Source organism: Anaerolineales bacterium, assembly GCA_015075725.1.
Classification (GTDB): Bacteria; Chloroflexota; Anaerolineae; order Anaerolineales; family Villigracilaceae; genus Villigracilis.
The window spans coordinates 1,712,319-1,730,450 of record JABTTV010000001.1 but is presented as its reverse complement, the minus strand read 5'-3'; the positions used below and the strand labels follow the sequence as shown (position 1 = coordinate 1,730,450).

At 53.8% G+C, this 18,132-nt stretch carries 17 protein-coding genes; 8 read left to right on the top strand and 9 right to left on the bottom strand.

The features are described from left to right. Window positions 1–167: 167 nt before the first annotated feature. Window positions 168–554 (bottom strand): hypothetical protein, encoded by a 387-nt coding sequence (locus tag HS100_08345; protein MBE7433914.1) that lies wholly within the window; start codon window positions 552–554, stop codon window positions 168–170. Between the two features lie 94 nt (window positions 555–648). After that, entirely contained in the window at window positions 649–1,209 is a 561-nt protein-coding gene (locus tag HS100_08340) for a hypothetical protein (GenBank protein ID MBE7433913.1), read from the bottom strand. A gap of 132 nt (window positions 1,210–1,341) precedes the next feature. Between HS100_08340 and HS100_08335 the strand changes: the two genes are divergently transcribed. Then, a complete protein-coding gene (locus tag HS100_08335) occupies window positions 1,342–2,043 on the top strand; it encodes a phosphatidate cytidylyltransferase (GenBank protein MBE7433912.1) in 702 nt (233 codons plus the stop codon). A 109-nt stretch (window positions 2,044–2,152) separates the two neighbouring features. On the opposite strand, the gene HS100_08330 is transcribed toward HS100_08335, so the two are convergent. After that, entirely contained in the window at window positions 2,153–4,684 is a 2,532-nt protein-coding gene (locus HS100_08330) for a transglycosylase domain-containing protein (protein MBE7433911.1), read from the bottom strand. Window positions 4,685–4,918: 234 nt separating this feature from the next. Here HS100_08330 and rbsK point away from each other — a divergent pair, with 234 nt between their 5' ends. The 7 genes from rbsK (at window position 4,919) to HS100_08295 (ending at window position 11,448) form a co-directional block, all read left to right on the top strand. Beyond that, window positions 4,919–5,836 carry a ribokinase gene (gene rbsK, locus HS100_08325; protein MBE7433910.1) on the top strand — a complete coding sequence of 306 codons (918 nt, stop codon included), beginning with the start codon at window positions 4,919–4,921 and terminating at the stop codon, window positions 5,834–5,836. A 72-nt stretch (window positions 5,837–5,908) separates the two neighbouring features. Continuing rightward, window positions 5,909–6,877, top strand: coding sequence for a nucleoside hydrolase (locus tag HS100_08320; protein MBE7433909.1), 969 nt, complete (start codon window positions 5,909–5,911; stop codon window positions 6,875–6,877). 59 nt (window positions 6,878–6,936) lie between these two features. After that, entirely contained in the window at window positions 6,937–7,884 is a 948-nt protein-coding gene (locus HS100_08315) for a nucleoside hydrolase (protein ID MBE7433908.1), read from the top strand. Window positions 7,885–7,950: 66 nt separating this feature from the next. Next, the gene (locus HS100_08310) at window positions 7,951–8,640 is read left to right on the top strand and encodes an ECF transporter S component (GenBank protein MBE7433907.1); all 690 of its coding nucleotides are present in this window, start codon (window positions 7,951–7,953) and stop codon (window positions 8,638–8,640) included. A gap of 330 nt (window positions 8,641–8,970) precedes the next feature. Then, complete coding sequence (locus HS100_08305) at window positions 8,971–9,750, top strand: energy-coupling factor transporter transmembrane protein EcfT (protein ID MBE7433906.1); 780 nt, start codon at window positions 8,971–8,973, stop codon at window positions 9,748–9,750. Next, complete coding sequence (locus tag HS100_08300; GenBank protein MBE7433905.1) at window positions 9,738–10,574, top strand: ABC transporter ATP-binding protein; 837 nt, start codon at window positions 9,738–9,740, stop codon at window positions 10,572–10,574. Before HS100_08305 ends, HS100_08300 begins: the two co-directional genes overlap by 13 nt. A gap of 73 nt (window positions 10,575–10,647) precedes the next feature. Continuing rightward, on the top strand, window positions 10,648–11,448 hold the full coding sequence (locus HS100_08295) for an ABC transporter ATP-binding protein (protein MBE7433904.1): 801 nt from the start codon (window positions 10,648–10,650) through the stop codon (window positions 11,446–11,448). Window positions 11,449–11,455: 7 nt separating this feature from the next. Here the strand turns inward: HS100_08295 and HS100_08290 are convergent, their stop codons facing one another. The 6 genes from HS100_08290 to HS100_08265 all read right to left on the bottom strand — a co-directional run bounded on the left by HS100_08290 (window position 11,456) and on the right by HS100_08265 (window position 18,129). Further along, complete coding sequence (locus HS100_08290; protein ID MBE7433903.1) at window positions 11,456–11,854, bottom strand: DNA-binding protein; 399 nt, start codon at window positions 11,852–11,854, stop codon at window positions 11,456–11,458. Between the two features lie 3 nt (window positions 11,855–11,857). Continuing rightward, entirely contained in the window at window positions 11,858–12,418 is a 561-nt protein-coding gene (locus HS100_08285) for a phosphatase PAP2 family protein (protein MBE7433902.1), read from the bottom strand. After that, window positions 12,415–13,299: an NTP transferase domain-containing protein gene (locus tag HS100_08280; GenBank protein MBE7433901.1), complete on the bottom strand. Its 885-nt coding sequence runs from the start codon at window positions 13,297–13,299 to the stop codon at window positions 12,415–12,417. Before HS100_08280 ends, HS100_08285 begins: the two co-directional genes overlap by 4 nt. A gap of 20 nt (window positions 13,300–13,319) precedes the next feature. Continuing rightward, complete coding sequence (locus HS100_08275) at window positions 13,320–14,267, bottom strand: quinate 5-dehydrogenase (GenBank protein ID MBE7433900.1); 948 nt, start codon at window positions 14,265–14,267, stop codon at window positions 13,320–13,322. Between the two features lie 45 nt (window positions 14,268–14,312). Then, window positions 14,313–17,279, bottom strand: coding sequence for a PAS domain S-box protein (locus HS100_08270; protein MBE7433899.1), 2,967 nt, complete (start codon window positions 17,277–17,279; stop codon window positions 14,313–14,315). A 223-nt stretch (window positions 17,280–17,502) separates the two neighbouring features. Then, window positions 17,503–18,129 (bottom strand): fumarate hydratase C-terminal domain-containing protein, encoded by a 627-nt coding sequence (locus HS100_08265; protein ID MBE7433898.1) that lies wholly within the window; start codon window positions 18,127–18,129, stop codon window positions 17,503–17,505. Between the last annotated feature and the right edge of the window lie 3 nt (window positions 18,130–18,132).

Sequence of the window (18,132 nt, the reverse complement as noted above, 5' to 3'; positions counted from 1 at the left end):
CTGCGGTGAAGATGACGAGGACGATGAGGATGAGGCAGAGGAGGAGGGCGAGGAGGTTTTCGCGGGTTAGTAGGTGTTTCATTTTTTCAAACACAAAGGACACGAGGGACACAAAGGTTTAAGGCTTTTTCCTTAGTGCCCTTTGTGTCCTTCGTGTTTAATTGCTCTTAACGTACTCCGCAGACAAGCCAATTGCCGTCTTGCTCAACGACTTCGTAGGTGCGGTCGGCAAGGTCGAGGGATTGGGGTTCGCCGTTGTAGCTCATGTTGAGCATACCGGTGCAGTTGACAAGGGTCTTGTCGCCGTCGGTACCTGCTTCGGTGCAGGACATTCCGTCTACGGTGACTTCGACGAGGGCGAAGGAGTCGAATTCGATAAGGGCGTCATCTTCCCAGTCGGCGCAGGAGTTGGAGATGAGGGCGGCTTGGTCTTTGGTCGCTAGGGCAGTGATGTAGCCTTCGACGGCGGTTGTCGCTCCGCCCGAGGCGGATGCTCCGCAGGCGGCGAGTAGAATGCTCAGAGCGAGCATGAGAATAGTAAGTTTTTTATGCACGAGTGCCTCCATGATTTAGTAAAACGATTGCGGATTATAGCATGGAGAAATTCACAAGAAATAACTATCGTTGCTATCTGTGTTGATTCATTTCTTATCCCAACCCCGGCGGCAACACTCGTTTTATTTCTTTATCTTTACTTATCCTCTCTAGAGACTCGCGTGAATATAAATAAGCACCATGTATGGACGTCCACAAGCGTTCCGTAATAGGTCCTTGTGGTTGACTGGCGAATGTACTCTTATGCACGTAGAGATCATATAAGTACTTAACCTCTTTTATTTTCCCATAAGTAATCGATAGGTAACCAAGCAATTCAATATCTGAAATCCATTGCAACTCTCCTCCATCGGAAAATGTATCCCACACTTCAGCCATCAACATAGCGCCATATAAATCGTCAGTTAATATTATATTTTTCTCGTTGTCTACTAAGTAATTCAGAGTGTCTAAATTGTATTCAATCTCATTACGCAAGCTAGCCAATATCTTGTTTTTCTTTTCCCTCTTGGTCTTTATTTCTGTGAATCTGTTTATCCAAAGTGCTGCCGGGATTCCTAACACGACCCCCAAGAGTGTAGACGCAAAATTGGGTAAGAAATTTTGCCAAAATTGTGAGTTGAAAAAATCTAGCCATAATTGAGGGTTGAACATAGTTCCTCCAATATAAAAATTATACTTTGTTCTAGGAATGAGATTTGCAACCAGAATAATCCTAATAACCTTCCTATCCATTTCGGGTTAAACTATCGAACCAACTACCAAACTACCAATTTAGGAAACTAAATGAACAACTACATCGCCCTCATTTTCACCTTTGTCCTTTCCCTCTCCTTCCTGCGCATCATGGATTTCTTCGCCCATCGCGGCTGGATCGAAAGCAAACTCAGCCGCAAAGTCATTCACATCGGCACGGGTCCGCTGTTCGTATTGTGCTGGTTTCTATTTGATGACGCCCCGTCCGCGCGCTGGTTGGCGGCGCTGGTTCCGTTTGCGATCACGGCGCAGTTCGCTCTTATTGGCTTCGGCGTGATCAAAGATAAAGCCTCCGTAGACGCCATGTCCCGTACGGGTGACCCGAAGGAGATTCTGCGCGGGCCGCTGTATTACGGGATCATGTTCGTCGTGTTGACCGTTGTCTACTGGAAAGATTCTCCCATCGGCATTATCGCGTTGATGATGATGTGCGGCGGCGACGGCATCGCGGATATCGTCGGCAGGAAGTTCGATTCGGCGAAACTGCCATGGAGTCAAGAAAAGTCCATTGCGGGGACGGTCAGCGTCTTCATCGGCGGATGGGTCATGTCCGCGGTGATGATATTCATTTACGTCACTGCAGGCGTCTTTGACGGCTCAATAACCGATTACCTTTTACCAATTACTGCGATTGCAATTGTTGGCGCAGTGGTCGAGTCGCTTCATTACAAGGATATCGATAATATCAGCATGACTCTCGCGTCTGCGCTGGTGGGTCATTGGTTTTTTTAGATAAATTATCGTTGGGATTTTTCTTTTCGGATTCAACGCAAAGACGCAAGGTCGCAAAGAGATGATTGAGATTCCGTTGCGTCTTTGCGCCTTTGCGCTAAGCGTTTTTTTATTTCACCGTCACCTGAATCACCGCCGTATCAACCACCTGCTCGGCGCGGACGACGACCAATTGAACGGCGTACAAGCCGCTCAAGCCGGTCGTATCCCATTCGGCAAGCATCCCGCCATCAACAGGCTCATCGCGGTCTTCGCCTAATTGAATCCACTCCTGCGGGTTCAATCCCTTCCCCACTTGCACGCGATAATATAAAAAGTCATCGCCGGATGCCGTGCCGAGGATCAAGACTTTCCCGTTCACATCCGAGAACAAGGCTGGCGCGGTGATATTCGCAAACGGATTCACCGGCGGAGCCTGGATCGCATCATAAGATGTCGGCGGGACGGGGATGCCTTCGCTCAACGCCCATTCACGCGCTTCGTCGGGGATAATCATGTATACGCGTTTTTCGATCAACTCGGGCGGAGTGAACACTGTAGCAAGCAAACCCGTCTCGCGATTGATCGAAAACTCGCGGAACAATGTGTCGACTTGAGTCGGTTCGCTGCCGTTCAGGAAAACCTCAGTGACGAGGTTCGGACATTCACGAGTCGGCAGCATCCCCGATGGATCGCAAACGGTCATCGTTGAAATTCCCGGCGGCGGGCTCCAGCCGTCGTTCGGTTTGTTTTCAGAAGCGATCTGCATCAACACATTCCACAGCACAGCGGGGAATCGCGGCGTGATGATGTCATTCTCTCCGCGCACGCCTGTCCACACCGCGGCGGAAACATAAGGCGTGTACCCGATCATCCACGCATCTTTTCCGTCAATGGCCTGTCCCGGTTTCGCGCCAGCGGGGAAACCAAGCTCCAAAACATTCTGCCTGCCCCAGGTATTCAAACGCGCAGGCTCGTCGCTCAACACATCCGTCATCAAATACGCCATCGCGGGCGTCACCACGGTCTGCGCTTCAGGCAGAGACCAATCGAGCAGGACCCCACGATCCACGCCTTCCACGCGCAGAACCGTGACAGGTGAAAAATCATCGTTCACATATTGACCGAACTTAACGCCCTGAGTCCCAAACGCGCCGTACGCACTGGCAAGATCGAGCAGTGAAACTTCATTATTGATATCCAAACCGAAAGACGACGCGATATCCTCGACGTTCTCGATTCCCATTTGCGATTTCAACGCCTCGACTGGAACCTGATAATCGTTCGCCATTGCAATTCTCAATCGCATCGCGCCGTGATAAGCGCCGTCGAAATTCGGATTGATGTCTTCGGTTGGGATGTCCCACGTTAAAGAAGCTGGACTCAAGCCGCGGGTGAATCCCGTCAAATAGACAAACGCATCGAGTCCGGACCCTGGGTTGTGCGCGGCGATAAGGGGCGTTTCCTCGCCTTGAATTGTCTCTCCCACCATCGCCAATACCTGACCGGTCTTCGGATCAAGGATGACCGCGCTCGCGGATGAATCTGCAAACGTTGAATCCGGCGGCAGGGATGGGAGCAGTCGCGCTGCATCGCATTCCGCAGACGGCTCGGGCAAACCTGCAAGACGCGACGCATACAATTCCGTCACGCAAGCGGCATTTTTCTGCAAGTCGTAATCCAGCGTGGAGATGACGATCATGCCGCCGCGTTGAATCCGCTCGCGGGGAATCTGCGAATCGATTTGGGCGAGGAGAAGGTTCAAGAAGGCTGGGGCAATTCCGGGCGGAGTCTGACCCGTCCCCGAATGGGGGGGCGCGGGTTCGATGGCAGGCTTCTCCCCCAGCGCGGCAGAAGCCGATTCGGAGGAAATGAGTCCGAGGTCGCGCATCACATAAAGAATCTCCCGTCCGCGTTGGATCGCAACCAAAGGAGCGTCCTGCGGATTGAGCGCCGGGGTTTGGCTGGTCGCGGCAAGGATGGCCGACTCGGCGAGGGTGAGTTCATCGGCGGGTTTGCCAAAATAAAGTTGCGAAGCGGCGTCGATGCCGTAAGCGGTATTGCCGAAGTCTGCGCCGTTGAGATACCACTCCATGACCTGCGCGCGCCCGAAATGCGATGTGATCTGCACGGCAAGCAACCGCTCGCGGATTGCGCGTTTCAACGATGGCGGTTCATCGTAAAGCATGAGGTCGCTTACAAGTTTTTGCGCGATGGTCGGATGCAAATCGAAGTTATCGAGACCTTCGAGTGAATAGCCGGAGTGGGTTTCGAAACTTGGATCGGCGGCAACGATGATTGCATTGATTAAATCATTGGGGATGTGCTGCGCGTTTTGCTCGCTGACCGGGATATAACGGCGCGGGGATTCATTTGGAGAAAAGGTGGCGAGTAATTGCAAACCGGTTCGGTCGTAGATGCGCGTGGGTTGCAGGAGCAAACCGTCCGGCGGGTTGAGAAGGATCGGAAGAATTTGCGTGGAAGGCAGGTCGCGGGTCACGTCGGCATAGGCGAACGCGCCGAGGACGATAAATGAACCGAGCACCAACGAGAGGATGAGTCCAAAGCTTAGGATTGCCCCGCGCGAACGGTTTTCATCCCGTTTCTGTTTGCCGAGGCGACGGTCACGCCGCGCGCGCAGGATGGGCAGGGTGGAGCGCATGGGGGAAGTATAAAGGATTAAGGAGGAGGGATGAAAGTGGAAAGTGGAAAGAGAGGTTGGCGATGGAAAGTGGGCGGAGTAATTATGGAGATCAACGCAAAGACGCGGGGTCGACCAGCGTTTAACCTTTGCGTCATTGCGCCTTTGCGTTAAGGGTGTTGCCGATAACTTTTCGTAAAAACAAGCGAGGAAAGAGAAATTTGCAAACGAAACCTTTGATGTAAAATAGTCCGCATGGCAGTTTCGTCAAAGTTCGACGTCGTTGTAGTCGGCTCGTTGAACGCGGATCTTGTCGTCAAATCTCCGCGCTTTCCACAACCGGGCGAGACCATCAGCGGCGAAGATTTGCAGATCATCCCCGGCGGCAAGGGCGCGAATCAAGCCGTTGCGGCGGCAAGGCAGGGGATGGGTGTAAGCATGATCGGGCGGGTCGGAAGCGACAGTTTCGGTCCGTTCCTTGTCGAGAATCTCAAATCGAATCGGGTGGATACCTCCCATGTGCTTCCGGATGAATCCGCGACCGGCACAGCCATCATCGTTGTGGATGCGAATGGACAGAACAGCATCGTACTTTCGCCGGGAGCGAACGGCAAGGTCACTCCAGCGGATGTGGACTCCGCCTCTTTCTTAAACTCGAAACTGCTTCTGCTCCAGTTGGAGATTCCCACACCGACAGTTCTACACGCCGCACAAAAAGCCCGCGATTATGGCATGACCGTGATCCTGAACCCCGCGCCTGCCAAACCGCTTCCGGGCGAACTGCTAGCAAACGTGGATATTTTGATTCCCAACGAAAGCGAGTTATCCCTGCTGACAGGCAAACCTGTAAACGATGCTTCAACTGCCGAAACTGCCGCAAAAGAAATCTTGAAGCAGGGCGTGAAGACCGTCATCGTCACACTGGGAGATAAAGGCGCGTTATTGGTGACCGGTAAACAAGTGACACGAGTCGGCGCGTATCAAGTAAACGTCGTGGATACCACCGCCGCGGGCGATGCATTCATTGGAGGTTTCGCTTCTGCCGTGTTGGGCGGCAAATCGCTCGAAGAGTCCGTCCGTTACGGGTGCGCCTGCGGCGCATTGGCAACGACAAAATTCGGCGCTCAACCGTCATTACCCACCAAGGAAGAAGTCGAAAGGTTCATTTCGTAGGGGCGAGGTCTCCTCCCCCTGTCATTGATACTTCGCACATTGGGCGGGGAAACCCCGCCCCTACAGGAATTTATGACACCAAAGCGAATCATCCTCGATACCGACCCCGGCGCAGACGATGCGCTTGCAATCTTGCTGATGCTGGCCTCGCCGGAAATAAAACTCGAAGCCATCACCACCGTGCATGGAAACGTCGGTATCGAAAAGACCACGCGGAACGCATTGGCGATCCTGAAATTTTTGAATGCCGACATCCCGGTGGCGAAAGGCTGCTCCCTGCCGTTGAACAAGACCCCGCATTCTTGGGGCGGTCACGTGCATGGCGCGAGCGGATTGGGTCAGGCAAAATTGCCAGAACCGAAAACCAAGCCTGTCGATCCTCACGCCATCGATTACCTGATTCAGCGATTTCTCGCCGAGCCGAATGAATTGACTCTTTTTGCCGTCGGTCCGCTAACGAACGTTTCGCTGGCGATTCGCAAGGAGCCGAAGTTTGCCGAAGCGGTCAAGGAATTGGTCATCATGGGCGGGGCGATTCGCTCCGGCGGAAACGTCTCACCTTTGGCAGAGTTCAACATCCATGAAGACCCGCATGCAGCGCATATCGTTTTCAATTCAGGGATTCCGATCACGTTGATTCCGCTGGATGTGACGTATAAATGCCTGCTCACCCCGGCGGACATCGATCGGTTGCTGAAGATCGATTCTCCCATTCCGCGCTTCGTCCGCGATGTGATGGCGGATTACATGGCGTTCTATTCAAAGTATGAAGGATTCGCCGGTTGCGCGTTACACGATCCTTTGACCGTGGCGACGATCATTGCGCCGGAGTTGCTGTCCATCGAAGAGCTTTATGTGGACGTGGATATTTCGGGCGGAGTCTCGACCGGGAAAACATATGCGGACTTCATGAAGGTATTGAAAAAGCCCGCGAACATGAAGGTAGCTTTGGATGTGAGGGGAAGGGAGTTCGTGGATTTGTTCGTGGAAAGGATCATGTCATTGCGAGGAGGAGCGGAGCGACGACGAAGCAATCCCTAATCAAATGGGGAGATTGCTTCGAGCGGAAGATCACGCTCTCGCAATGACATATATAGAACATGCCCAAACACATCATCCTCGATACCGATCCCGGCATTGACGACTCTCTGGCGATATTGCTGGCGCTCGCTTCACCGGAGATCGTCCTGGACGGAGTCATCACCGTCCATGGAAATGTTTCCACGGAGCAGACGACGAAGAACGCTTTGTCCGTTTTGGAACTGGCGAAGGCGGGACATGTGCCGGTCTTTCGCGGTTGTGATTTGCCGCTGGTTAAGGAGTCCCTGCTCAGCCCGGAGACGCACGGGGACTCAGGTTTGGGCTACGCAAAACTCCCAGAACCGCCGACCAAGCCACAGGCGGGGCATGGAAGCGATTATCTCATCGAAGAGATCATGTCACAGCCGGGGAAAGTCACGTTGGTGTGCATCGGTCCATTGACCAATATCGCATTGGCAATAAGGCAGGAGCCGCGCATCGTGGAAAACGTCAAAGAAGTTTTCATCATGGGTGGGGCGATCCAACAACCGGGCAACACAACGGCGCAGGCGGAATTCAATACTTGCGTGGACCCTCACGCGGCGCACATCGTCTTCCATTCGGGGATGCCGATCACGCTGACGCCGCTGGATGTGACGTATCAGTGTATTTTCACGAGGGACGACCTGAACCGATTGTTGAAGATCGATTCGCCCATTACAAAATTCATCGCCGACTCGACGCGCTTTTACATGGAATTTCACGATGAGTATCAAGGCATCGCAGGCTGCGCCATCAACGATCCGCTGACGATGGCGCTGACGTTCATGCCCGAGATTTGCGATTACCAGAATCTGGTGGTGGACGTGGATATTTCAAGCGGAGTCGGGCTGGGCAACACCTTCGCGGATTTTTACAATTATGAGAAGAAAAAGCCCAACATGAAGGTTGCAATGGGCGTGCGTCCACGCGTATTCATGGAGTTGTTCCTGGAGCGCATGGAGAAACTGGCTCGGGAAATTTCGTGACATTCCGCCGCCGAAAGTGTTATGATGATTGTGTAATTCAATTCGACATTTCATTTGGAGGATGCCATGTTTGAAAAGATCAAAAACAATTTCAATACACAGACGTGGGTGCTGATCCCCATCGCCATCGCGATCAATATCGCGGTGGGGCAGATCGTCCTGGCGCTAAAGCTGCCCGTATACCTTGATTCGATCGGGACCGTTCTGGTTGCCGCCCTGTGCGGACCGTGGGCGGGCGCGCTCACCGGAGCGCTCTCGAACATCATCTGGGGCATCGCCATCGACCCGAACGCGCTCCCCTGGTGGCCCGTCGCTTTCATGATCGGCTACATGGCGGGACGCATGGCGCAGTGGGGTTTCTTCAAGAGCTGGTGGAAGGTCGTGGTCACCGGCTTTGTGGTGGCGATCACCGCCGCGCTCGTTTCGACCCCGATCGCCGTTTATCTCTATGGCGGTATCACTGCCAGCGGTTCTTCCTTCATCACCGCCTACCTGATGCAGACCGGCTCGGACATGATCAGCGCGGTCTTCAGCACCAACTTCCTCGTGGAGCCGGTGGATAAGATCACGACCGCCATGCTCGCCTTTGCCATCGTCCTCGGCATGCCCAAACGCATGATCGGCGGCTACCCCAAAGCCAGCCAGGTGGAAACCGAAGGCGCGCAAAGCACCACCCAGTTGTACATCGCCATCGGCGTGGTCGTGCTGTTGGTTCTGTTCGCGGCGTTCATGCTCAGGAATATTTTGGGCGGGTAATTGACCGCGTCACTCCCTCAATAAAAAGTACGCGATTGCATAAACATGACTCACCCCGAAATTAAGGTTTCGCGGGTGAGTTCGTTTTTAAGAACAAAATGGGACGCTGATAAACGCTGAAAACGCGGATTTTTAATCCCTTTTCCGCGTAAACCTGCGCTCGTCCGCGTCCCAAATTAAATTCGGGGTTAATTATGTTTGTCACCCCTTTCATTACCTAGGGAGATTCAACGCAAAGGCTCAAGGACGCAAAGAATCACTCTTGGCACCTTCGCATCTTTGCGTCGAGAAAATTAGGTTGAGGGAGCGTAAATAGGTATAATCCAATCCATGCACGAGCGGCTTTCCTTCCACATCAAACGGGATAGTTTCCTGCACCGCCTCAACCCGCTGACCAAGCTGGTGCTCACCCTTGCGCTCATCCTCCTCGCCTTTACTTTTCCCTGGTATTGGATGCCTCATCTGTTGGTCTTGATCGCCATCATCCCCTTGAGCTTGCTGGGAAAAGTCTTCCGCGAATTCTGGCTGACCGCCCTGCAGCTCATCCTTCCAGCCGCAGGTTTTCTCTTTCTGATGCAAGCCTTCTTCCAGCCCATTGGGACGGATATCATCTTCAAATTCTATTTCCTCGATATCACCACCGAAAGCCTGATGTTCGCCTTCAAGAACGCCATGCGCGTCTTTGTAATGGTCTCGGCGTTCACTCTGTTTCTGCTGACCACCCATCCCAGCGAGTTGATGTCCGACCTCACACGCCGCGGACTGCCCGGTCAGTTCGCCTACGTCATCATTTCCACGCTTCAGATCATCCCGCAGATGCAAGCCAAGGCGCAGACCATCATCGCCGCCCAACGCTCGCGCGGGCTGGATACCGAAAGCACCTTTTTCAAACGCGCCGGTTCCGTCCTGCCGTTGGTCGGTCCGCTAGTTTTCGGCTCGCTCGTGGAAGTCGAGGAACGCGCCATCGCCATCGAAGCGCGCGGCTTTACATCCAAACACATCAAAACATCTTTGCATGAAATCCCCGACCCTGAGTTCGATAAAATCCTGCGCTGGTTATTGTTCGCGCTGATCGTTTTTTCCATCGGTTTGAACTTATGGCTTTCGTAAATCTGCAAAACCTGACTTATAAATATCCGCTCACGAAGGAACCCGCCTTGCAAAACATCGACATGCAGGTTCGAGAAGGCGAGTTCGTGGCGGTCATCGGTCCGAACGGGGCGGGCAAATCCACGCTGTGTTATGCATTGGCAGGATTCGTGCCGCATTTTTTCAAAGGCGAGATCAGCGGCGAGATCGAAGTGGATGGGAAGAAATCCAGCGAGTCCACGCTGGATGAGTGGGTGCTCAATGTTGGGCTGGCGTTTCAAAATCCCTTCAATCAAATTTCCGGCGCGAAGTACACCGTCTTTGAAGAGCTCGCGTTTGGGCTTGAGAACATCGGCGTACCGCGTGATGAAATGAAAGCGCGGGTGGAGGATGCCATGTCCCTGACCGGAATCAGCGATTTGGCGGACCGCTCTCCCTATTCCCTCTCCGGCGGGCAGCAGCAACGCGTCGCGCTGACCTCGATCCTGGTCATGCGACCCAGGCTTTTGGTCCTCGACGAGCCGACTTCGCAAATGGATCCCATCGGCACGCGCGAAGTCTTCGGCGTGGTGCGCAGGATGGCGGAAGAAGGCATGACGGTGGTGATGGTGGAGCACAAAATGGAATGGATCGCCCACTTCGCAGACCGCGTCATTGCCCTGAAGGAAGGTCGAATTTTTCTCGAGGGAACCCCCGGCGATGTGTTGACCTCTGACGTATTGATCGAGAATGGCTTCGGTGTTTCGCGTTACACATCAGCAGCAAGAGAGGCGAAAAAACAAGGTTTATGGAAGAAAGAGAAATTGCCTGTCACGTTGGATGAGGCGGAGGAAGGATTTAAATGAAATTTGAGGGGTGAAACGCGGGAGAGGCGTCTTTATGCTCACGTTTCACTTTTCACTCTTCAAACAAAACATCATGAATATCACCATCAAAGACCTCCGCTTCGCCTACCCCACCGGCTTGGAAGCCTTGAAAGGAATTAATCTCGCCATCGACTCCGGCGAGCAGGTTGCGATCGTCGGGCAGAACGGCGCAGGGAAGACGACTCTCGTGCGCCACTTCAACGGGCTGCTCAAGCCGGCTTCCGGCTCGGTTTCCATTGGCGATTGGGATACGACAAAATATTCAGTAGCACAATTGGCTTCACGAGTCGGCTATGTTTTTCAGAACCCCGACGAGCAATTATTCTCAAGGGACGTGTTGACCGAGGTCTCGTTCGGTCCGCGCAATTTTGGGTATGCAAAAGAAAAAGTGGATGAACTCGTCAAACGCGCATTGGCTCTCACCGAACTGAGCGAAAAGACCGGGACCAATCCCTACGACCTCTCGCCCACCTGGCGCAAGATGGTCGCGCTGGCATCCATCATCGCGATGGATACTCCCATCGTCATCTTCGACGAACCGACCACCGGGCAGGATGCGATGAATGTCGCGCGCATCGCGAATGTCATCGCCGTTTTGAAACGCGAAGGCAAAACCATCATCACGATTACCCACGACATCGATTTCTGCGCCGAGAATTTCGAACGCGTTATCGCATTGGCAGACGGGAGGGTGTTGTTGGATGGTCCCGCGCGGGAGGTCTTGGGTGAAGAAGAGACTTTGGCTCAGACGTACGTCGAGCCGCCGCAATTGACACGCCTGGGGAAAAAATTAGGGTTGAAAGAAATCGTGACCACGCAGGAAGAATTTATAAAAGCGGTAGGGCAGGATTAATCCTGCACTACTTTTTATAGACCGCCAATTCGTCATACCCCGAATCGTTTTCGTACATTTCCCGCTTGTAAACGAAATCATCAAGTTCCAACAATACGATCTCAGCCGTCGTGTAGATTCTGCATCCGCTGACGAGGTGCCCGCCAACCGTCGCGCCGTCGCTGTCTGAAATTGCAACGTGAATGTGCGAACCATGCACGGAAACCGTTCCTGTTATCGAGACGATCTCGAAATGACCTTCGTAATCGTTGTACGTATCGCGATCCGCAAGACGCAGGACGGCATGGGTGAGGCTGCCGACACACGATAGAACGCATCCTGCTTCGATGCCCCGTTCCTTGACGAAAACTTCGATGGAATCGAACAGGTCCGCGCCGGGTTTGAGCCGGAAGGTATGAGAAGGCATCGTTTACCAGAAATGAAAACCGGTCAGCCCGGCAAACCAATCGATGAGAAATTGGTAGAACTGCAAGCCGAGCAAGGCAACGATCACTCCGAGAACGGCTCCGGCAATGATATCGGATAGGTAGTGAACACCCATTGCCACGCGCGCCGAAGCCACCAGCGGCGCCCAAACCCAAAGGATAGCGGCAAGCCAGGGCGGGACAAGAACCGTGGCAAGGGTTGCGATGAGAAAAGCGCGGGCGGCATGTCCCGACGGAAAGGAATGCGGGTCGGTGTTCCTGTAGATGTCGCCCCAATCGCCTTCAGGGCGTTTTCGTTTAACAAGGAGTTTCACCATGAAGACCACGCCTGCCAACCCAAGGATGCCGAAAAACTCGACGGTTTCCCATTTCCTCCAGGATGGGTCGCTAAAGAACCAGATGATGATGAGCGCGGGCGCCCAAATCCATGAGTCTCCGGAGTGCGCAAAGAAGATGGCAAGGTTCCGTAAAAGACCCGGCTTTTCAGCCACTCGCATTTGACTGGAAAGCCGGGCATCGAGTTCGAGGATGCGGCGATATGTCATTTCCGTTTGGCCTTCGACTTTGTTCGCGCTTTTTTCGCGACTGCTTTCTTTGTTGATTTCTTTGCCGTTCTGCGGATCGGGGCAGGTTTCTTCGACGATTTTCCTGCGGTTTTTTGTTTTTGAGCAAGATCGCGGCGCAGGAGTTCCAATTGATGCGGTTTGTCCACGTCCATGCACGGCTCGGCGTGATCCCAAATGATGGCGCGTCCCTTGATGCCGATCCGTTCGGACGCGCGCTCGACCAATCCTTGCAATGTGAATTGTCGAAAGGCGAACTGAATTAAAGTATCCAGGCCGATCACGCCAGCCTGTCTCAATGGGCTCTTGCGGTTGCCGATCAGCTGCTCCCAAGTATCGAGGTGCTCTGTGACCATGCGGACATGGGAAACGTTGATATCCGCCCCGCAGACTTCCATATCCTTGAGCCTGGTGTAAGTGCGGTTCGATTCAGGAAAACGGCTTTCCATCACTTCGCGCGGACAGACGCCGTAATACAGGTCGTCTTTCGTTTGCATGCAGGTTTTGACGAGCCAATCCACCATGTCGCTTTTGAGTGCGGGAATGTCTGCGGAGACGATCAGGACGTATTCGCCTCTCGGGTTGATCTCCAACGATTTGTTGACGCCGGCTGTGATGTTCGCCAGCATGCGCCCCTGGTTGGAAACATAATGGAGCGGCTTCTTGCAGGTCAATCCGCTTTTGGGGGAAAGACCGATCACAATGACATGATCCACTTTCTTCGCGTCGCCAAGGGCGTCGAGCACCCATTGCACCATGGGCTTGCCCGCCACATCGATCAGGGCTTTCGAATCGCCGTTGGAGTAGGCATATAACTTGTCGCTGGGCTGGGGAATCCCCCCGGCAGTTACGATTGCGTTCATTTGTCAATGCTCCTTGGATTCTAAACGTTGCTCATGGTCTTATGCCCATCCGTCCCGGAGGACCTTTCGAGGTCCTGCAACTGCGGTTGGAAGCCGAGTTTATCGATCATTTCGGAGAGTTCGGGCCAGGTCAGCGGACGTCCCTTGCCCGAAAGCGCCACAAGAGCGGCTTCCATCATATTTGTGCCAAAGGAACGACCATCGAGGACAGGAGTGGTGGTGACGAGATATTTCACGCCTGCCTTGCGGAATGCCTCCACATCTTCGGGCGTGGTGGTGTTGGTAACAATGACCTTGCCGGTCAGGTCATCAGGCATGAAGCGTTTGATGTAGTGACAATCACCGGCAATGACGGTTGCCCAATCATAATATTTGCCCCATTTCGGCGTGCGTTTTTCCTGCTTTTCGCCGGTTGGATAGATCCATTCGAATGGCAGGCGGCTGGCAATCGGCATCAGCAGGGAAGCGGCTGTTTTCAAGCCTTTCAATGAATGAATGGCGATGGGAAGGTCCAACCCAAACATCAGGTCGCCGTATACGGTTTCGTAGCCCAACTCCGAGAAGGCGCGCGCAAGACCCCAACGGTCCGCACCAAGAGTGACCAGCACTTTGCGCCCGTGTGATTTAATGTAGTCGCCGATATTCTGTTCCAAAAATGCGGGTGCTTTGTTTTCGAGGGTATTCTTCAATCCGCCGCCATCCACGAGCGGCGTCTTTTTTACGTATCGAACCATGGGCGTAACGGAATGCAGGGTGTACCATTTTCCATCGATGATGGCTCCCAAATCCGCGCCGCCGACGCCGAAGGCATCCACTTTGCCGTCAAGTTCCTTGTACTTGAGAGCGGCGGCTTCCATGTCGCCGTCGGTGCCGATGCGCTCGATGCGTATTGTTTCGCCCAGCAGATTGACCTCCACAGCCTTGTTCCGTTTGGATGAGCCAATGCTGATGCTGACTGCATGCTTCATGTTGATTGCTCCGCGAGTGAGATGATAATGCAGTTATATCACGATTCAGGACTCGGGTCCGGCGGGCGGCGCGGGCGGAAGAGTGAAGAAAAATGTGGATCCTTTTCCCGGTTCACTCTGGACCCAGATCCTGCCTTTGTGGACCTCGACGATCCGCTTTACAAGCGCGAGACCAATTCCCGTTCCCTCGGAACCCGTGTCGAGTTTGTTGAACAACCCAAAGATGCGCTCGTGATGGACGGGGTCGATACCGATGCCGTGATCGCGGACATAAAAGAGGGGTTGGGCGCCGTCCATGCCTTCCTGCCCGATCTCGATCAGCGAATTGCCGTCGCTGAATTTTGCGGCGTTATCGATCAGGTTTTGAACCGCCTCCACCATGCGCTGGCGGTCGACATAAACGGCCTGCATGTCCTGCTGGATGCGCACTTGATTATTGTTTTCCTGAAGCCGTCCCTGAACCAGCGCGACCGCTTCCTCCACGATCTGATTGAACGGTACCTGGCTGGGGGGATTCATCAGCCGTCCGACCCGTGAGAGGTCGAGCAATTCGTTGAGGAGAGTCTGCATTTTGTCCGTGGCGTCTGAAATGCGTTGAATATCATGCTTCAGGCGCGGCATATTTCCGCTCAACGCATCCTGTTCAAGGAAACCAAGAAAGCCGCGAATGGTGATGACAGGGGATTTGAGATCGTGCGAGACGGTGTATGTGAATCTTTCCAATTCGCTGTTCTTGTCCTCCAATTCCTCGATCAATTTCTCGCGCTCGGTCTCGACCCACTTGCGCTGGCTGATGTCTCGCACCATGATGATCGCAGAATCGGAAGTGACCGGCGCCACGCGTGCCTCGAAGAATTGAACCTCTTCGCCGGGCGGCATGCCATACTCAAAGGAATGGACCTGGCTGGTGGCGAGGGCGCGCTCGAGGGAAAACATGGTTTGTTCGGAGATATTCCGGGGGAACAGGTCTTTGATGTTTTTGCCGATGAACTCGCGCGGTTCCATGCGCGGGGTCAGGCTGGCAGATGCCATGAAGTCCAGAAATATGCCGTCCTTCGAAACCTCGAAGATCATATCCGGGATCGAATCGAGGATGGCACGCGTGCGGGCTTCCGCGTTTTGCAAAGCCTTCTGGGTCTGTTTTTGTTCGGTCAGGTCGTAGAACATCGAGAGGATGCAGGCTTGCTGATCGATCACGATCAATTCGTAGAAGGCGATGACATTCCGGCGTTCTTTCGTTCCGAAACTCAGGAACTCGTAATCTGGATTAACAAGGGAGCGCTTAAGCTTGATCACCTCGATGAAGGCGCTGCGGTCTTCCGATGAATTCCACATTTCCAACTCCGTCGAAAGCCTGCCGATGGACGATTGAGGGTCGTAACCGGTGAGTCTCCAATAGGCGTCGTTGGCGTCGAGCAGGCGGCCCTCCTCTAGCGTGGTGATGCAGATCGCCACAGGGCTGGCATGGAATACCTTGCGGAAACGCTCCTCGCTTTCCTTGAGGGCATGTTCCGTTTTGCGCTGTTCGGAGACATCATAGAACATGCACAGGATGCAAAGCTGGTTCCGGATGGTGATCAGTTCGTAATAGGCGAGCGAGGATTTATTCAGGGGAAAATCCACTTCCACGCTTTCGAGCGAGCCGTTCTCAAGCAGGTCTTCGACAAATTTTTTTCGATCATCAGGGTGCCGCCACATATTAAGTTCGACGGAGGAATGACCGAGAGCTTTTTCCGGCGCGAGCCCCGAGAGCCGCCAGAAGGCGTCGTTGGCTTCAAGAAAGGTGCCTTCTTCCAGCGTGACGATCGTGATGGCGATGTTGCTGTTGTTGAACACCTTTCGGAAGCGCTCTTCGCTCGCGCGCAGGTCCCGTTCTGCGGCTTTCCTTTCCACCAGGTCTCTCTGTGCCTCCTCATACAGGCGTGCGTTGTCTATTGCCAGCGAAGCGAGCGCTGCAAGTCGTTCAAGCAGGTCCATTTGTTCGACAGAGAAGGTGCGCGTGTCTTCGACTGTGGCAACGATCAGTGTTCCGAGGAATCGATCGCCTGATTTCAAAGGCGCACCGGCTACCGAATAAAATCCGATGCCGACCGCCCCGGGGTGGCTTAATTCCCATGAGTCATAATCTTCGACCAGAATGGTCTCGCTGCGTTCCCAAACCAGGCCGGTAAGACCCTCGCCATTTAATGTTAAATACCCGTTCCAATCCTTGAAGATGCCGTTGCCAAGTTCCTGTCGAAGCGCGGTTCCTTCGGGCGTGATCAGGTCGATGCCGACGTGAGGCGTTTCGAGCAGTTCGCTGACGCGTTCGAGAATCGACTCGAGCAGCGGTTTCAATTCGAGACGGTTAAGCAGGCCGAAGGTCGTTTCATGAAGCGCAGTCAGGTAACGGGCTTGCAGTTGGAGTTTTTCGTCCGTCCGAAGTCGCTCGCGCAGTTCTAGGCGCGCATCCGAAAGGGAACGATTTAGCCGGTAGATCAGAATATAGATCAGGACGCTGGATATGATGAAGACAGCCGTCAGGTCGCGGGCAAAATCATAGGGGAGATCGACAGAGTATGGGTGCGTTCCCCGCGCCTCCTGCGAAGCAAAAAACCACACAGCGGCGATACTAAAAAAACCGATGACCAAACCCCATCGCCAGCCGAGCAAAAGGGCGCAGAGCAAAATGACAACGGGATATGTGAGGACTGCCACATCGCGCAATCCGGAAGCTTGCGAAGCCTGAAGGGTCAATGCCAGCCAGATGGAGACGACAAGGAAAATCCCCGCAAACCGAACCCTCCCGAAACGGATCATGATCTGCGTGGTCAGGATGATCAAAAAGACGGCCGGGAAGAAAATCAGTGAAGAGCTGCTATTCCAATCCCCGGTGATAAGGCGCGAGATCGTAAGGAAAAGGACCGCCCCCGCGGCAACCCACCCGATCGAACTTAGGATTTGGGCTGCGCGGGTCTTCTCTTCATCTTCGAAGATGGACGGCGCAAACAGACGACGGAGCTTCTCGAGCATGAAAGTGATTATATATCAAGCCTGCCCCGCTACGCGCGTGTGTTGTCGGCGGAATGGGCTTCATGCAAGCGGGGGGATTATTACGAAATAGACTTATGCAAAAGTCGCAATTTTATCTTGCGCAAGGCGGCAGTCCCCGCCGCCAGGGGCTGCGGCGGTAGCACTTATGCAAGAGGTCCAATAAAAAAATTGGCGGATGTCTGTGCGACATCCGCCTGGAAGTTCAAAAGGGTTTTTTCAGCAAATCGTCCAATACCTTTTTCGAAGCGTCGTCGATGACCGCGTGTTGACTCCCGCCGTGCGAATCCATCGTGACGACGACAGGGAAATCCTTGACTTCGATCAGCCACATGGCTTCGGGGACGCCGAAATCAAGCTTGAATACGCCATGCACCTTCGTCACCGTTTGGGCGAGGAAGGAGGCGGCTCCGCCTATCGCGTGGAAATAGACTCCCGGCGTTTCTTCGCAGCCTTTCAGGGTTTTCGCCCCCATGCCGCCCTTGCCGATCACGCCCTTGATGTTGAAGTGTTTCATCACATCCGCCTGGTACGGCTCTTCGCGGATGGAGGTGGTTGGTCCGGCCGCGATGATCTTATATTCCCCCGTGTCCAATCCGGTGACGACCGGTCCGCAATGGTAGATGATGGAGCCGTTGAAAAATTTTTTCAATTCTTCGTACACATGCATGTCGTCGCCCTGCGGCGGACGGGTCTTCCTGATGAACGTTTCGATCATCCATTTATGAGCTGCGTCCCGCGCAGTGACCATCATGCCTGAAAGCGCCACCGAATCGCCGACCTTCAACTCGCGGATGGTCTCGTCACTGATGGGGGTGGTAATATGTTTCATCGT

Coding starts and splice junctions, on each gene's coding strand:
- HS100_08340 (MBE7433913.1), bottom strand. CDS start 1,209: ATGTTCAACCCTCAATTATGGCTAGATTTTTTCAACTCACAATTTTGG.
- HS100_08335 (MBE7433912.1), top strand. CDS start 1,342: ATGAACAACTACATCGCCCTCATTTTCACCTTTGTCCTTTCCCTCTCC.
- HS100_08330 (MBE7433911.1), bottom strand. CDS start 4,684: ATGCGCTCCACCCTGCCCATCCTGCGCGCGCGGCGTGACCGTCGCCTC.
- rbsK (MBE7433910.1), top strand. CDS start 4,919: ATGGCAGTTTCGTCAAAGTTCGACGTCGTTGTAGTCGGCTCGTTGAAC.
- HS100_08320 (MBE7433909.1), top strand. CDS start 5,909: ATGACACCAAAGCGAATCATCCTCGATACCGACCCCGGCGCAGACGAT.
- HS100_08315 (MBE7433908.1), top strand. CDS start 6,937: ATGCCCAAACACATCATCCTCGATACCGATCCCGGCATTGACGACTCT.
- HS100_08310 (MBE7433907.1), top strand. CDS start 7,951: ATGTTTGAAAAGATCAAAAACAATTTCAATACACAGACGTGGGTGCTG.
- HS100_08305 (MBE7433906.1), top strand. CDS start 8,971: ATGCACGAGCGGCTTTCCTTCCACATCAAACGGGATAGTTTCCTGCAC.
- HS100_08300 (MBE7433905.1), top strand. CDS start 9,738: ATGGCTTTCGTAAATCTGCAAAACCTGACTTATAAATATCCGCTCACG.
- HS100_08295 (MBE7433904.1), top strand. CDS start 10,648: ATGAATATCACCATCAAAGACCTCCGCTTCGCCTACCCCACCGGCTTG.
- HS100_08290 (MBE7433903.1), bottom strand. CDS start 11,854: ATGCCTTCTCATACCTTCCGGCTCAAACCCGGCGCGGACCTGTTCGAT.
- HS100_08285 (MBE7433902.1), bottom strand. CDS start 12,418: ATGACATATCGCCGCATCCTCGAACTCGATGCCCGGCTTTCCAGTCAA.
- HS100_08280 (MBE7433901.1), bottom strand. CDS start 13,299: ATGAACGCAATCGTAACTGCCGGGGGGATTCCCCAGCCCAGCGACAAG.
- HS100_08275 (MBE7433900.1), bottom strand. CDS start 14,267: ATGAAGCATGCAGTCAGCATCAGCATTGGCTCATCCAAACGGAACAAG.
- HS100_08270 (MBE7433899.1), bottom strand. CDS start 17,279: ATGCTCGAGAAGCTCCGTCGTCTGTTTGCGCCGTCCATCTTCGAAGAT.
- HS100_08265 (MBE7433898.1), bottom strand. CDS start 18,129: ATGAAACATATTACCACCCCCATCAGTGACGAGACCATCCGCGAGTTG.